13 protein-coding genes and 1 pseudogene are annotated in these 14,799 nt (G+C 72.3%); 8 read left to right on the forward strand and 6 right to left on the reverse strand.

The features are described from left to right. Positions 1–75: 75 nt before the first annotated feature. Positions 76–1,680, forward strand: coding sequence for a citramalate synthase (gene cimA / locus ACIGAQ_RS35285; RefSeq protein WP_399790292.1), 1,605 nt, complete (start codon positions 76–78; stop codon positions 1,678–1,680). A gap of 49 nt (positions 1,681–1,729) precedes the next feature. On the opposite strand, the gene ACIGAQ_RS35290 is transcribed toward cimA, so the two are convergent. Further along, positions 1,730–2,389, reverse strand: coding sequence for an SLATT domain-containing protein (locus tag ACIGAQ_RS35290; RefSeq protein ID WP_362284220.1), 660 nt, complete (start codon positions 2,387–2,389; stop codon positions 1,730–1,732). A 183-nt stretch (positions 2,390–2,572) separates the two neighbouring features. Between ACIGAQ_RS35290 and ACIGAQ_RS35295 the strand changes: the two genes are divergently transcribed. Further along, a complete protein-coding gene (locus ACIGAQ_RS35295) occupies positions 2,573–3,925 on the forward strand; it encodes a hypothetical protein (RefSeq protein ID WP_399790296.1) in 1,353 nt (450 codons plus the stop codon). A 113-nt stretch (positions 3,926–4,038) separates the two neighbouring features. Here ACIGAQ_RS35295 and ACIGAQ_RS35300 read toward each other — a convergent pair. Then, positions 4,039–4,899: pseudogene (locus ACIGAQ_RS35300) on the reverse strand (DMT family transporter); the annotation flags it as partial. A gap of 72 nt (positions 4,900–4,971) precedes the next feature. Between ACIGAQ_RS35300 and ACIGAQ_RS35305 the strand changes: the two are divergent. Further along, positions 4,972–5,556 carry a TetR/AcrR family transcriptional regulator gene (locus ACIGAQ_RS35305; protein ID WP_399790298.1) on the forward strand — a complete coding sequence of 195 codons (585 nt, stop codon included), beginning with the start codon at positions 4,972–4,974 and terminating at the stop codon, positions 5,554–5,556. Between the two features lie 39 nt (positions 5,557–5,595). Then, a complete protein-coding gene (locus ACIGAQ_RS35310) occupies positions 5,596–6,177 on the forward strand; it encodes a YdeI family protein (RefSeq protein WP_399790301.1) in 582 nt (193 codons plus the stop codon). Between the two features lie 88 nt (positions 6,178–6,265). Here ACIGAQ_RS35310 and ACIGAQ_RS35315 read toward each other — a convergent pair whose 3' ends face one another. Further along, positions 6,266–7,051, reverse strand: coding sequence for a serine protease (locus ACIGAQ_RS35315; protein ID WP_311685480.1), 786 nt, complete (start codon positions 7,049–7,051; stop codon positions 6,266–6,268). A 218-nt stretch (positions 7,052–7,269) separates the two neighbouring features. After that, complete coding sequence (locus ACIGAQ_RS35320; protein WP_399790304.1) at positions 7,270–7,875, reverse strand: YceI family protein; 606 nt, start codon at positions 7,873–7,875, stop codon at positions 7,270–7,272. A 355-nt stretch (positions 7,876–8,230) separates the two neighbouring features. On the opposite strand from ACIGAQ_RS35320, the gene ACIGAQ_RS35325 reads away from it, so the two are divergent. The 4 genes from ACIGAQ_RS35325 (at position 8,231) to ACIGAQ_RS35340 (ending at position 13,493) form a co-directional block, all read left to right on the forward strand. Next, positions 8,231–9,049, forward strand: a complete 819-nt coding sequence (locus ACIGAQ_RS35325) for an SDR family NAD(P)-dependent oxidoreductase (RefSeq protein WP_399790307.1) — start codon at positions 8,231–8,233, stop codon at positions 9,047–9,049. A gap of 112 nt (positions 9,050–9,161) precedes the next feature. Then, a complete protein-coding gene (locus ACIGAQ_RS35330) occupies positions 9,162–11,525 on the forward strand; it encodes a polysaccharide lyase 8 family protein (RefSeq protein ID WP_399790310.1) in 2,364 nt (787 codons plus the stop codon). A gap of 154 nt (positions 11,526–11,679) precedes the next feature. Beyond that, positions 11,680–13,263, forward strand: a complete 1,584-nt coding sequence (locus ACIGAQ_RS35335; protein WP_311685474.1) for an acyl-CoA carboxylase subunit beta — start codon at positions 11,680–11,682, stop codon at positions 13,261–13,263. A gap of 35 nt (positions 13,264–13,298) precedes the next feature. Then, the gene (locus tag ACIGAQ_RS35340) at positions 13,299–13,493 is read left to right on the forward strand and encodes an acyl-CoA carboxylase epsilon subunit (protein ID WP_311685471.1); all 195 of its coding nucleotides are present in this window, start codon (positions 13,299–13,301) and stop codon (positions 13,491–13,493) included. 151 nt (positions 13,494–13,644) lie between these two features. Here ACIGAQ_RS35340 and ACIGAQ_RS35345 read toward each other — a convergent pair whose 3' ends face one another. After that, positions 13,645–14,226: an ATP/GTP-binding protein gene (locus ACIGAQ_RS35345; RefSeq protein ID WP_014675207.1), complete on the reverse strand. Its 582-nt coding sequence runs from the start codon at positions 14,224–14,226 to the stop codon at positions 13,645–13,647. Next, complete coding sequence (locus ACIGAQ_RS35350; RefSeq protein WP_311685468.1) at positions 14,207–14,788, reverse strand: DUF742 domain-containing protein; 582 nt, start codon at positions 14,786–14,788, stop codon at positions 14,207–14,209. The genes ACIGAQ_RS35345 and ACIGAQ_RS35350 overlap by 20 nt, the downstream gene beginning before the upstream one ends. Positions 14,789–14,799 lie beyond the last annotated feature (11 nt).

The following is a 14,799-nucleotide window of genomic DNA, read 5'->3' on the forward strand; positions in this document are numbered from 1 at the left end:
CGAGGGAGTATGTGAGGGCGGTGGAGCCGGTCATTCCGGTACGACCGAGATCCCATCCTCAGGAGCCTTGACACCATGACCGCTACCAGCGAGCTCGACGATTCGTTCCACGTCTTCGACACCACCCTGCGCGACGGCGCCCAGCGGGAGGGCATCAACCTCACCGTCGCGGACAAGCTCGCCATCGCACGGCACCTGGACGACTTCGGCGTGGGCTTCATCGAGGGCGGCTGGCCCGGCGCGAACCCCCGGGACACCGAGTTCTTCGCCCGCGCCCAGCAGGAGATCCGCTTCCGCCACGCCCAGCTGGTCGCGTTCGGCTCCACCCGCCGCGCCGGCACCACGGCCGCCAAGGACCCGCAGGTCAGGGCACTGCTGGAGTCCGGCGCCCCAGTGGTCACGCTGGTCGCCAAGTCGCACGACCGCCATGTCGAACTCGCGCTGCGCACGACCCTCGACGAGAACCTGGAGATGGTCCGGGACACGGTCTCCTTCCTGAAGGAGCAGGGCCGCCGGGTCTTCGTCGACTGCGAGCACTTCTTCGACGGCTACCGCGCCGACCCCGAGTACGCGAAGTCGGTCGTCCGTACGGCCTCCGAGGCCGGCGCGGACGTCGTCGTCCTGTGCGACACCAACGGCGGCATGCTCCCCGCCCAGATCCAGGCCGTCGTCGGCACCGTCCTGGCCGACACCGGCGCCCGGCTCGGCATCCACGCCCAGGACGACACGGGCTGCGCGGTGGCCAACACCCTCGCGGCGGTCGACGCGGGCGCGACGCACGTGCAGTGCACGGCCAACGGCTACGGCGAGCGCGTCGGCAACGCCAACCTCTTCCCGGTCGTGGCGGCCCTGGAACTCAAGTACGGCAAGCGGGTCCTGCCCGAGGGACACCTGCGCGAGATGACCCGCATCTCCCACGCCATCGCCGAGGTCGTCAACCTCACGCCCTCCACGCACCAGCCCTACGTCGGCCTCTCCGCCTTCGCCCACAAGGCCGGACTGCACGCCTCGGCCATCAAGGTCGACCCGGACCTGTACCAGCACATCGACCCCGAGCAGGTCGGCAACACCATGCGGATGCTGGTCTCCGACATGGCCGGGCGCGCCTCCATCGAGCTCAAGGGCAAGGAACTCGGCGTCGACCTCGGCGGCGACCGCGAGCTGGTCGGCCGGGTCGTCGAGCGGGTCAAGGAGCGCGAACTCAAGGGCTACACCTACGAGGCCGCCGACGCGAGCTTCGAGATCCTGCTGCGCACCGAGGTGCAGGGCAAGCCGCTGCGCTACTTCGAGGTCGAGTCCTGGCGGGCCATCGTCGAGGACCGGCCCGACGGGTCCCACGCCAACGAGGCGACCGTCAAGCTGTGGGCCAAGGGCGAGCGCATCGTCGCCACGGCCGAGGGCAACGGCCCGGTCAACGCGCTGGACCGGGCCCTGCGCGTCGGGCTGGAGAAGATCTACCCCCAGCTCGCCAAGCTGGAGCTGGTGGACTACAAGGTCCGCATCCTCGAAGGCAAGCACGGCACCAACTCGACGACCCGGGTGCTGATCTCCACCTCCGACGGCTCGGGCGAGTGGTCGACGGTGGGCGTCGCCGACAACGTCATCGCGGCGAGCTGGCAGGCCCTGGAGGACGCGTACACGTACGGCTTGCTGCGCGCGGGAGTCGAGCCGGCGCAGTAACCGCGGGCGGGCCGCGGGCCCCGGCCGCCTGGGTCGGGACCCGCGGACCTCACATCGCCGTGTCGCGGGAGCGCGGCCCCGGGAGGTCGCCGTTCCGGTCGCGGCCGGGTGTGCGGTCGAGGCGGAAGAGGCCCGCGGCGTGGGGACGCTGGCCGGCGGCGTGGGACGTGGAGCGGGTCAGCTCCTCGACCCCGTCGGCCAGGTAGCCGACCCACGCCGTGCCCTCGTCCTCGATGATCCGCTGGGCGTCCGTGCGCAGCCGCTCGATCACCCCGAGCAGCGCGGCCTGCTCCTTGTCGCTCGGGGAGTCGGTGGTGCGCAGGTACGCCTGGGCCCAGTCGGACTGCGCCTTCTTCAGCAGCTGCTGCAGCGCCAGCTGGGTGCGGATGTAGCGGGTCCAGGACGCGGAGAAGCCGAAGATCCGGTCGAACAGGACGCAGCCCGCCCCGCCGGCCAGGAACACGAAGCCCCACTCGGGCTGCACGGCCGTGGGCGCGGCGGCGTGCACCAGCGGTGTGAGGGTGCCGACGATGCCCAGCAGCGCGGCCAGCGCCCGCAGCGACCGCGACCACAGCGCCGGACCCCGGCGCCGGGCCAGATACCAGTCGATCGCCGACGTCACCTCGGCCTCGGCATGCCGGAACAGCTCCCACAACAGGTCGGACCGCGTCCGCGACCGGTCCAGCTCGGCGAGTTCGGACACCGTCATGTCCGCGGCTCTGCGTCTTCCGAACATGCCCCTCTTCCCGCCCCTTCTGCTGCGACCGCTCGGCCGGACCGGCCGGACCGGCCCACGGCGGTGGGCCAGGAGGCATCGTAGGCGCAGCCGAGCCCCGAAATCCCTGCCCTCACGGATATCCGTTTCTGTACCGATTCAGGTAGCTTCGAACATATGAGGCCCGCACTGGTGCGCACTGCCGTACGCCTGCTGATCGTGCCGATCGCCGCCGTCCTGGCGGTGCTGCTGGCCGGTGCGCCGGGTGCGCACGCGGCCACCGACCTGACGAAGGTCGCCCAGCAACTGCGCGAGAACCCCGTGTACGTCGATCCGGCCGCCGCCGGCCTGCTGGCGGAGTCGGACGCGCAGGCGCTCGCCGACAAGATCCGGGACGCGGACAAGCCCGTCTTCGTGGCGGTCCTCCCGGCCGGGTACCCCACGCAGGACCTCTTCCGGAACCTGCGCACCGAGACCGGCGTGACCGGCCTGTACGGCATCCGCCTCGGTGACCGGTTCGACGCCCGCGCGGACAGCTCCGTGATGAGCCGCCAGGCGGTGTCCAACCTGGTCACCGCCGTGCGCGGCGCGGGCGACACCAAGGCGCAGCTGAACGACTTCGTCGACGACGCACTGCGCAACGTGGGCGGCACGGCGCCGAGCAGCTGGAGCGACGGCTCGGGCGGTGACGTCCCGGTCGGCGGGCTGATCACGGTCGGCGCGCTGGTCGCGGCCGGCGGTGCGGGCGCCTACGCCGTGGTCCGGCGCAACCGGCGCCGCCACGAGGAGGAGCAGCGGGCCGCGCTGGAGAAGCTGCGGGTGGTCGTCGACGAGGACATCACCGCGTTCGGCGAGGAACTCGACCGCCTCGACTTCCATCCGGGGGAGCCGGGCGCCGACGACGCCATGCGCGGCGACTACGAACGCGCGCTGGACGCCTACGAGCAGGCCAAGGCCCTGATGGCCGCGGCGGTGCGGCCGGAGGACGTGAAGGCCGTCACCGAGGCCGTGGAGGACGGCCGGTTCTCCCTGGCCCGACTCGCTGCGCGCCGTGAGGGCAGGCCGCTGCCGGAGCGCCGGCCGCCCTGCTTCTTCGACCCGCGACACGGCCCGTCGGTCACCGACGCGAGCTGGACGCCGCCGGGAGGCGCCGCGCGCGAGGTGCCGGTCTGCGCGGCCGACCGGACGCGGCTCGCCGAGGGCCGCGACCCGGTGATCCGCGAGGTCGACACCGACCACGGCCGCCGCCCGTACTGGGAGGCCGGCCCGGCCTACGGCCCCTGGGCCGGCGGCTACTTCGGCGGCGGCCTGCTGCCCGGTCTCCTGGTCGGCACCATGCTCGGCAGCATGATGGCCGGCCCGGCCTACGCGGCCGACTACGGCTCCGGCTACGGCGACTTCGGCGGCTACGAGGGTGGCGACGTCTCGGGGGCCGACTTCGACTCCGGCGACTTCGGCGGTGACTTCGGAGGGGGCTTCGGGGGCGGCGACTTCGGCGGCGGGGGAGGGGACTTCGGAGGCGGCTTCTGACACCGCGGCCGCCCGGGTCCGCAAGGCGCCGCGGGCCGGGCGCGGTCGGGGGAGTGGGCCGAGCGGTGCCCCGACGGCTCGCCCTTGGCCGCTGTCACGGCCGGGCCGGTGCGCCCGGCACCGCGGTGCACCACGACGACGGCCGTGAGGCAGACGGCCAGCCCGAGGGCGGTCTGCACGCCGAACGGCTCCCCGAACATCAGCGCACCCCAGACGGCCGTGACCGGCGCCATGAGGAACATCAGGGTGTTGACCTTGGTCACCCCGGAGCGCTCGAGGATGAGCCAGTACAGCCCGTACCCGCCGAACGTGGACAGCCCCACCAGCCAGGCCACCGCGATCCAGAAGCCGGGCTCGGCCGGCGGCGCCGCGGCCCCCGCGCCCAGCGCGAGCACGGTGAACAGGACGGCGCTGGTGGCGCAGTGCACGGTCAGCGACACCGAGGGCGCCACCCGCGAGCGGGACCGGCTCTCCAGGAACGTCGCCGCGACCAGGGCCAGCATGCCGAGCAGCGGGACGGCGTACGCCCACCAGGCCACACCGGTGCCGGCGGTCGCGTCGGCCAGGGTGACCACGGCGACGCCGCTCAGCCCCAGGCCGAGGCCCACCCACTGCCGGCCCGAGACGTACTGCCCGAGCAGCGGCCCCGCCAGGGCCCCGGCGACCAGCGGCTGCACCCCGTCGATCAGGGCGGTGGTGCCGCTGGAGACGCCGAGCTGGATCGCGTAGTAGACGCTGAGGAGGTAGCCGCTCTGCGACAGCACGCCGATCACGGCCTGCCGGGTGACGTCCCGGGCGGTGAGCCCCCGCCAGGCCGGGCGCATCAGGGCGGCGACCGCCACGAGGACGACGGCCAGCGGCAGGAAGCGCCACATCAGGATGGTCGGCGCGGACGCGCTGCCCGCGCCGAGCTTGGCGCCGATGAAGCCGGAGCTCCAGCACAGGACGAAGGCGAGGGACAGGAGGATGTTCACGACATCACAACCAGTAAACAGATCGGTATACCCTTTCCCTCCTCACTATACAGATCGGTATACTCGACTGTCATGGGTACCCCCGCGCAGACCCCGCACCGGATCGTGATGACCCCCGCGGCCCGCCGCGCCCTGGACGCCGCCGCCCGGCTGTTCTACGAGCGCGGCATCCACGCCGTGGGGGTCGACCTCATCGCCGCCGAGGCCGGGGTCACGAAGAAGACCCTCTACGACCGGTTCGGGTCCAAGGAGCAGATCGTCGTGGAGTACCTGGCCGACCGGGACGAGCGCTGGCGGGCGTTCCTCGCCGAGCACCTGGACGCGGCGGGGCCCGATCCGCGCGCACGCGCCCTGGCCGTCTTCGACGCCACGGGCGCCTGGGCCGCGGACCTCAGCCCCAAGGGGTGCAGCATGGTCAACGCCCACGCGGAGATCAGTGACCCCGCCCATCCGGCCCACCCGGTCATCACCGGCCAGAAGCGGTGGATGCTCGACCTGTTCACCCGGCTCGCCGAGGACATCGTCCCGGACCGGGCCGGCGAGCTGGCCCGGACGCTGATGCTGCTCCACGAGGGCGCCCTGGTCGCGCACGGCCTCGGCATCTTCCCCGATGCCGCCGCCTCCGCCCGCGAACAGGCCCGCGCCCTGCTCGGGTAGCGGACAGCATCCGTCCTACTGCCCGCCTACGGTGGTGCCATGACCGCCTCCGACGACACCGGCCCCCTCGCCTTCGCGACCGTGGCCGAGCTGGACTCCTGGCTGACCGCCCATCCGGCCCCGCACCCCGGGTTGTGGATCGAGGTCGCGAAGAAGGGCTCGGGCATCCCCTCCGTCAGCGCCGCCGACGTCAACGACGTGGCGCTGTGCCACGGCTGGATCACGGGGCAGCGCAAGGGACTCGACGCCTCGCGCTACCTCCAGCGGATCACCCCGCGGCGCCCCGGCAGCCTCTGGTCCGCGGTCAACGTCCGCCGGGTCGGCGAACTGACCGCCGAGGGCCGGATGCGTCCGGGCGGGCTCGCGGAGGTGGCGGCCGCGCGGGCGGACGGACGGTGGGACGCGGCGTACGCGTCGCAGAAGGAGGCCGGGGTCCCCGACGACCTGGCGGCGGCCCTGGAGCGGAACCCACGGGCCGCGGCGGCCTTCCACGCCCTAGGCCGCACGGACCGCTACCTGGCGATGCTCGGCGTCCTGCGCGCCACAACACCCAGCCTGCGCCAGGCCCGAGTGGCGTCGACGGTGGCCGACCTGGAGTCCCGCATCGAGCCGACCCCCTGAGCCCGCCACAACGGCACCCCTGCGCCCCCGGCGCCCCACACACCGAAGGCCCGGCGCCGTCCCGGCGCCGGGCCCCGTGCGTGGCGGGTCAGAGTGTGGACGCCGCCGAAGCGATGGCGGAGGCGAAGGTCGAGACCTCCGTGTAGACGCCGGGCGCCTCGGGTCGGGCGCAGCCCTCGCCCCAGCTGACGATGCCGACCTGGATCCAGGCGCCGGCGTTGTCCTTGCGGAACATCGGGCCGCCGGAGTCGCCCTGGCAGGTGTCGACACCGCCCGCGTCGAAGCCGGCGCAGATCTCCTCGCTCGCGACGAGGCCGCTGTACAGACCGCCGTAGGCCTTGCAGGCGGCGTCGCTGACGAACGGCACGGTCGCCTTCAGCAGGTAGCGCTGCTGGGCGCCGCCCTCGCGGTTCGCGCCCCAGCCCGCGACGGTGAAGTCGCCGGTGTTGTACTGCGTGGTGGTGGCGATCTTCAGGGTCGGCAGGTTGATGGGCTGGGCGAGCTTGATGAGCGCCCAGTCCTTGCCGGTGCCGTTGTAGCCGGGGGCGCGCAGCACCTTGGTGGAGCGGACCTGGACGCGACCGCTGGTGGACTGCAGGTCGACGACCCCCGCGGTGGCGGTGATGCTCGTGTTGTTGCCGGAGCTGCCCACGCAGTGCGCGGCCGTGAGCACGATCTGCTGGGTGTAGAGCGCGCCGCCGCAGCCCATCGAGAGCCGGACCATGAACGGGAACTCGCCCTGCGCGGCCCGGGTTCCGCCGACGACGGGCGAGGGAGCGGCCTGCGCGGCGGAGACGGGCTGGAGGCTGGCGATCGCGAGGGCGGCGGCGCCGAGGGCCGCGCATCTCTTGAGAGCCGTGAGGAGTCTCTTCAACGTGATGCCCTTCGTGGGGGGTTGACCGGGGAGACGTGCAACCGAAGCATCATTTGACGAGCGCATGACAGCAGCGCAGCAAAAAAGAACGTCCATGTGCTGGCATGGACTGGTCAAAATTCTGCTGCTGGATTATGGGAACGCCGACGGTTCTCGCACAAGGGGCGCGATCCGGCCAGGCCGGCCCGGCGGGGGTGCGCCGGGCCGGTGCCGCCGGTTCACGCGTTCCGGATCGCCGAGATGTCGAAGCTGAGCTTGATCTTGTCGGACACCAGCACGCCACCGGTCTCCAGCGCGGCGTTCCAGGTCAGACCCCACTCGGAGCGCAGGATCTGCGCCTTGCCCTCGAAGCCGACGCGCTCGTTGCCGAAGGGGTCCTTCGCGGCGCCGTTGAACGACAGGTCGATGGTCAGGGGGCGGGTGGTGCCGAGGATCGTCAGATCGCCGGTGACGCGGTAGTCGTCACCGCCGAGCGCCTCGGCCTTGGTGGAGCGGAACGTCATGGTCGGGAACTCGTCCGCCTTGAAGAAGTCGGCGCTCTTGAGGTGCCCGTCGCGGTCCGCGTTGCCCGTCTCGATGCTGTCCATCACGACGTCCAGCGAGGCTGTGGACCGCGAGGGGTCCGTGCCGTCGAGGTGGAGCGTGCCGGTGAAGTCCTGGAAGCTGCCCTTGACGTTCGTGACCATGGCGTGGCGGGCGACGAACCCGATCGTCGAGTGCGCGGGGTCGATCGTGTAGTCGCCGGTCAGAGCGGCGAGCTCCGGGGTCACGGCGGTGCCCGTGGCGGTCGCGGTCTCGGCGTCGGTGCGGCTGAAGATGCTCATGGGGTGCCTCCTGGGCTTGATGTTGAATGTTGAACTACTCAACGGGATCCACCGTAGACCTATTCCGTTCAAGCTTCAACATCTTTGGAAGGTGTGTCGGCATCGGATTCCCGCGGCCGCCCGACCGGGGGCCCGTACCGCCGCCTGGCGGCACCGGGCGGCCCCGCACGGGTGGTTCCGCGACGATCGGGTGCGCGACGCCGCGACCCGCGGTTCACCTGGGCGGCGGGGCCCGTCGGCCGGTGCGCCGGGACCACCGGGACGACGGGGTGCGGTGGCGGCGCACCGGAAGAGGAGGTTCCGTAGCAAAGGACCGTAGGGAGACAGACGAGGCACAGCGCAGGGGAGACGACTCGTGACACTCACCGGCTCCGGCTCGGCCTACGACCCACCGGCGGACGCCACCGCACGCCGGGCCGGCGCCCCCGGGCCCGCCCGGACGCGCGTCCACGGACCGGAACGGCGTCTCGACCGGCGCGTGGCCCTGGTCACCGGCGCCTCCTCGGGCATCGGGGCGGCCACGGCTCGGCGCTTCGCCATGGACGGCTGGCAGCTCCTGCTCAGCGGGCGCGACCGGTACCGCCTGGAGCGGACCGCCGCCGGCACGTCGGCCGTCGTGCTGCCCGCCGACCTCGCCGCCCCGGACGGACCACGCCTGCTGGCCCGCTCCGCGCTGCACACGACCGGCCGGGTCGACGTCCTGGTCGCCGGGGCGGGCATCCGCTGGACCGGCCCGTTCGCCGCCATGCCGCACACCGACATCGACCGCGTGCTGACCCTGGACCTCAACGCCACGCTCCACCTCGTGCGCGAGGTCCTGCCGACCATGATCGCGGCCGGGCGGGGCCGTGTGGTGCTGCTCGGCGCGGTCGCCGGCGCGGGTCAGGAAGCGGTGCACTCCGCCGCCAAGGCCGGTCTCGCCGCCTTCGCCGGGGCGCTCCGCGAGGAACTGCGCGGCACGGGCGTCGGCGTCACCTACGTCGTCCCCGGGCCCGTCGACACGGAGTCCCGGACCCACCGGTCCGGCCTCCTCACCCCCGGCCACGTCGCCGCCACGATCTTCGACGCGGTCCGCCGCCACCGGGACGAGGCCCACCTCGCCCCACCGCCCGAGGGCCGCGCCCGCGCCCTGAAACCGGGTCTCTACCGCCGGTTGCGGGACCGCCGGGGCTGACGGGCCGGTACACCCGGCCCACCGTCCCGGGGCCGACTCCCCGTTCCGCCATCCCGGGCACTCGGCCGGATCCTCCGTTCAGGTGACCGGCCTCCCGTGGTAGGGCAGGGTCATGACTGCGCAGCGCCGTGTGTCCCTCCGTCGTACGGGCGTGGCCGACGGCCCGAGCCGTCGTCGTGCCCTGCTGCTGGCCGCCGTGGCGCTCGCGGCGACCGGGGGCGCGACGCCCGCGGCCCGGGTCGCGGACGCTCCCGCCGACCCCTACGACACCCTGCGAAGGCGCTGGCTCGACATCGCGCTCGGCACCGGCTACGACCCGTCGGCGGAGCCGTACGCCTCCCGGCTCGCCGCCACCGGCGCCCTCGCCCGGGAGCTGCTCGCGCAGCTGGCCCCGACGGCCGGCTCCCTCTGGGCCGGGCACCCCTTCGACCCACCGGCCGGCATCACCCGCAGCTACAACCGCCTGTGGACCATGACCCAGGCCTACGTCCAACAGGGCACCGGCTCGACGGGCGACCCGGACCTCCTCACCGGCATCCTGCGCGGCCTCGACCACCTCTCCGCCACCGTCTACCACCCCGGCACCACCCGCTACGGCAACTGGTGGGAGTGGCAGATCGGCAGCCCCCGCCCGCTCCTGGACATCACGGCCGCCCTCCACGACCGGCTGGGCGACGACCGGATCGCGGCCGCCTGTGCCGCCGTCGACCACTTCGTCCCGGACTCCGCCCTCGGTGACTACTCCGGCACCTCCACCGGCGCCAACCGTGTCGACCTGTGCCGCTCCGTCGCCCTGCGCGGCATCCTCGGCCGCGCCCCGGCCAAGATCGCCCTCGCCCGGGACGCACTCTCACCGGTCTTCCCGTACGTCACGACGGGCGACGGCCTCTACGCCGACGGATCCTTCGTGCAGCACACCTGGGTCGCCTACTCGGGCACCTACGGGCAGGTCATGCTCGACGGCCTGGCCAGACTCTTCGCCCTGCTCGCCGGCTCCGACTGGGAGGTCACCGACCCGAACCGGCAGATCGTCCTCGACAGCGTCGAACGGGCCTACGCGCCGCTCATCCACGACGGACTCGTCATGGACAGCGTCAACGGCCGCGCCATCAGCCGCGGTCACCTCCGCACCGAGGACCGCCGGATCCTGCGCGGCGACCACTTCCACGGCCACCAGCTCATCGCGGCCATCGCCCTCCTCGCGGCCGGCGCGAGCCCGGCGGAACGGGACCGCTGGCACGCGCGCATCAAGGGCTGGATCGAACGCGACACGGTGACACCACTCCTGACGGCACCTCACTTCGGCGTGGCCACCCTCGCCCGGCTGCACGCCGTCGCCGCCGCGCCCGTCCCCGCCGCCCCCGAGCCCACCGGCCACCACCTCTTCGCCGCCATGGACCGCGCCGTCCACCGCCGCCCCGGCTTCACCGTGAACATCGCCATGGCCAGCGACCGCATCGCCCACTACGAGTGCGGCAACGGCGAGAACCCGCGCGGCTGGCACACCGGCGCGGGCATGGTCAGCTGGTGGTCCGGCGCGAGCGACCAGTACACCGACTGGTACTGGCCGACCGTCGACTGGTACCGGCTGCCCGGCACCACCGTCTCCACCCGGCGGCTGGCCGACCGGGAGGGCGGTGAGTGGGGCACGGCCCGCCCGGACGCCCGCTGGGTCGGCGGCACCACCGACGGCACCCACGCGGCGCTCGGCCAGCACCTCAAGGGCCTCGGCTCCACCCTGGAGGCCCGCAAGTCCTGGTTCTGCGTCGCGGACGCGGTGATCTGCCTGGGCGCCGGAATCACCTGCACCGACGGGGTCCCGGTCGAGACGATCGTCGACAACCGCAACCTCGGCGCCCACGGGACCCAGCGCTTCGCCCGGGGCGCCGGCTGGGCCCACCTGGAGGACCACGGCGGCTGGGTGCTCCTCGACGGCGAGCCGAGGGCCCTGCGCGAGGCCCGCACCGGCGCCTGGTCCGACATCAACACCGGCTCCACCACCGAGCGCCGCACCCGCCACTGGCAGACCCTCTGGCTCGACCACGGCACCGACCCGGCCGACGCCCGGTACGCCTACCTCCTGATGCCCGGGGCGTCCCTTCGTACGGTCGCGCGCCGCGCCGCCGACCGCAGCTGGCTGTCGGTCCTCGCCAACGACGCCGGCCGCCAGGCGGTCGACGTGCCCTCCCTCGGCCTGACGGCTGCGAACTTCTGGCGGCCCGGCACCGCGGGCCCCCTCACCGCCTCCGCCGGCGCGAGCGTGCTGACCGTCCGCCGGGGCCGTACCGCTACCCTCTGCGTGAGCGAGCCGCCCCGCACGGGCGAACCGCTGGAGATCACCTGGGACCACCCCGTACGCCGGGTCGTCCACGCGGACGAGACCGTCGAAGTCCTCGCCACGGGCCGTCGGCTGCGGCTGCGCGTCACCCCCGGGACGGCCTGCGCAAGCCACCGATGTGACCTGATCCTCGGCTGAGCCGCTTGTGTGACCCCTACAAGGCGAATGCCCCCTGAGCAGTCGAAAGGGCTGCACCCCGGCATGGTTCTGTTCAGTGCTACCAGGAAAACACGCCGGAGACTGTGAGGAGTCGACGGCCCGCTTTTCTTGGTTGGCTTCGTAAGGTCACTACATGACCGTTTTGGATGAGGCGCCGGGTGAGCCGACCGACGCGCGTGGACGCGTGGCCGAACTGCACGAGATCCGTGCGCAGGCGGTGGCCGGACCGAGCGAGAAGGCGACCAAGGCGCAGCACGCCAAGGGCAAGCTGACCGCGCGCGAGCGCATCGAACTTCTCCTCGACCCGGACTCCTTCCGCGAGGTCGAGCAGTTGCGCCGGCACCGGGCCACGGGCTTCGGCCTGGAGACCAAGAAGCCGTACACCGACGGTGTGATCACCGGCTGGGGCACGGTGGAGGGCCGCACGGTCTTCGTCTACGCCCACGACTTCCGCATCTTCGGCGGCGCGCTGGGCGAGGCCCACGCCACGAAGATCCACAAGATCATGGACATGGCCATCGCGGCCGGTGCCCCCCTGGTCTCCCTCAACGACGGCGCCGGCGCCCGTATCCAGGAAGGCGTCTCGGCCCTCGCGGGCTACGGCGGCATCTTCCAGCGCAACACCAAGGCCTCGGGCGTGATCCCGCAGATCTCGGTCATGCTCGGCCCGTGCGCGGGCGGCGCCGCCTACAGCCCGGCCCTGACGGACTTCGTCTTCATGGTCCGCGAGACCTCGCAGATGTTCATCACCGGCCCGGACGTGGTCAAGGCGGTCACCGGCGAGGAGATCACCCAGAATGGCCTGGGCGGCGCCGACGTCCACGCCGAGACCTCCGGCGTGTGCCACTTCGCCTACGACGACGAAGAGACCTGCATCGCCGAGGTCCGCTACCTGCTCTCGCTGCTCCCGCAGAACAACCGCGAGAACCCGCCCCGCGCCGAGGCCTCCGACCCGGTCGACCGCCGCTCGGACGTCCTGCTGGACCTGGTCCCGGCGGACGGCAACCGGCCCTACGACATGACCAAGGTCATCGAGGAGATCGTCGACGACGGCGACTACCTGGAGGTCCACGAGCGCTGGGCCCGCAACATCATCTGCGCCCTGGGCCGGATGGACGGCCAGGTCGTCGGCATCATCGCCAACCAGCCGCAGGTGCTGGCGGGCGTCCTGGACATCGAGGCCTCCGAGAAGGCGGCCCGCTTCGTCCAGATGTGTGACGCCTTCAACATCCCGATCATCACCCTTCTGGACGTCCCCGGCTTCCTCCCGGGCGTCGACCAGGAGCACGGTGGCATCATCCGCCACGGCGCGAAGCTGCTGTACGCCTACTGCAACGCGACCGTGCCGAGGATCTCGCTGATCCTGCGCAAGGCCTACGGAGGTGCGTACATCGTCATGGACAGCCAGTCCATCGGTGCCGACCTCACCTACGCCTGGCCGACCAACGAGATCGCGGTCATGGGCGCGGAAGGCGCCGCCAACGTCATCTTCCGCCGCCAGATCGCCGACGCCGAGGACCCCGAGGCCATGCGCTCGCGCATGGTCAAGGAGTACAAGTCCGAGCTCATGCACCCCTACTACGCGGCCGAGCGCGGCCTGGTCGACGACGTCATCGACCCCGCCGAGACCCGCGAGGTCCTCATCAAGTCCCTCGCCATGCTCCAGACCAAGCACGCGGACCTGCCGTCCCGCAAGCACGGCAACCCGCCGCAGTAACCCTGCGGACATCTTCCTCACGGAGACTGACACCCATGGAATCTGCTGATATCCGCGTCGAGAAGGGCCACGCCGAGCCCGAGGAAGTGGCCGCCATCACGGCCCTCCTCCTGGCCCGCGCCGCCGCCCGCCCCACGGACCCGGCCCCGGCCCACCGCGGCCGCGTCAAGGCAGGCTGGCGCCGCCTGGAACGCGAACCCGGCTTCCGCGCCCCCCACAGCTGGCGCTGACCCCGCATCGAAGAAGGCCCCTCGCGAGAGGGGCCTTCTTCGATGCGGGGGCGCGGGGAACTGCGCGACAAGCCCCCACGAACCGGCACCCGGCAACGCGACAGCCCCCGGCAGCCCAGAGGCCGCCGGGGGCTGTCCCACAGCAACCGACCTACCGCAGCCGGGCCATCAACGCGTGCTCGACCAGCGTGATCAGGGCACTCTTCGCATCGGCCCGGTGCCGGGCGTCCGTCGTGATGATCGGGGTGTCCGGACCGATCTGCAGCGCCTCACGGACCTCGTCGGGCGTGTACGGCTGCTGGCCGTCGAAGCCGTTGAGGGCGATGACGAACGGCAGGCCGCTGTTCTCGAAGTAGTCGACGGCGGGGAAGCAGTCGGCGAGCCTCCTCGTGTCGACCAGCACGATCGCGCCGATGGCGCCGCGCACCAGGTCGTCCCACATGAACCAGAAGCGGTCCTGACCGGGCGTACCGAACAGGTACAGGATCAGGTCCTGGTCCAGGGTGATACGGCCGAAGTCCATGGCCACCGTGGTGGTGGTCTTGTCCCCGGTGTGGGTGAGGTCGTCGATCCCCGCCGAAGCGGACGTCATGACGGCCTCTGTGCGCAGCGGATTGATCTCCGAGACGGCGCCGACGAACGTGGTCTTGCCCACGCCGAAGCCGCCAGCCACCACGATCTTCGCGGACGTGGTGGAGCGGGAAGGCCCTCCGCTAGAGCTTGCGAAGTCCACTGAGCACCCTTTCGAGCAGTGTCACGTCTGGCTGGCCGCCGGCGTTCTCGTCGCCGCCGGGCTGATGGATGGCGACCAGTCCCGCCTCCGCCAAGTCGGCGACGAGGATCCTGGCCACGCCGAGAGGGATCGTGAGGAGCGCCGAGATCTCGGCGACCGACTTGATTTCCCGGCAGAGGTTGCAGATCCGCTGATGCTCGGGCAGCTGGCCCTGCATCTGGTGCGGCTGCGCGGTGGTGTGCACCAGCGCCTCGATGGCGAGCTGGTAACGCGGGCGGGTCCGGCCGCCGGTCATGGCGTACGGACGCACCAGCGGATTGTGCTGGTTCGACGCCCCACCGGGCGCCGGCTCGGGGGTGCGGCGCTGTGGCTGCACGGGCTGGATGCGCGGGGCCGGGGGCTGGTCGTACGGCGACGGGCCGGGGCCCTGTGGCGCGTACGGCTGCCGGTGGCTCGGTGCGGAGGGGAAGTTGTAACGGTTCGGGTTCTGACCACCGTCGCCCTGACCCTGGGCAGGGCCGTACGACCAGTTGCCCGACGAACCGCCTGGGGGTGTTGCCACTTTCTCCTCCT

Source organism: Streptomyces sp. NPDC085932 (assembly GCF_044540525.1).
Taxonomy (GTDB): domain Bacteria; phylum Actinomycetota; class Actinomycetes; order Streptomycetales; family Streptomycetaceae; genus Streptomyces; species Streptomyces levis.

Coding starts and splice junctions, on each gene's coding strand:
- cimA (WP_399790292.1), top strand. CDS start 76: ATGACCGCTACCAGCGAGCTCGACGATTCGTTCCACGTCTTCGACACC.
- ACIGAQ_RS35335 (WP_311685474.1), top strand. CDS start 11,680: ATGACCGTTTTGGATGAGGCGCCGGGTGAGCCGACCGACGCGCGTGGA.
- ACIGAQ_RS35340 (WP_311685471.1), top strand. CDS start 13,299: ATGGAATCTGCTGATATCCGCGTCGAGAAGGGCCACGCCGAGCCCGAG.
- ACIGAQ_RS35320 (WP_399790304.1), bottom strand. CDS start 7,875: ATGAGCATCTTCAGCCGCACCGACGCCGAGACCGCGACCGCCACGGGC.
- ACIGAQ_RS35295 (WP_399790296.1), top strand. CDS start 2,573: ATGAGGCCCGCACTGGTGCGCACTGCCGTACGCCTGCTGATCGTGCCG.
- ACIGAQ_RS35330 (WP_399790310.1), top strand. CDS start 9,162: ATGACTGCGCAGCGCCGTGTGTCCCTCCGTCGTACGGGCGTGGCCGAC.
- ACIGAQ_RS35290 (WP_362284220.1), bottom strand. CDS start 2,389: ATGACGGTGTCCGAACTCGCCGAGCTGGACCGGTCGCGGACGCGGTCC.
- ACIGAQ_RS35305 (WP_399790298.1), top strand. CDS start 4,972: ATGGGTACCCCCGCGCAGACCCCGCACCGGATCGTGATGACCCCCGCG.
- ACIGAQ_RS35310 (WP_399790301.1), top strand. CDS start 5,596: ATGACCGCCTCCGACGACACCGGCCCCCTCGCCTTCGCGACCGTGGCC.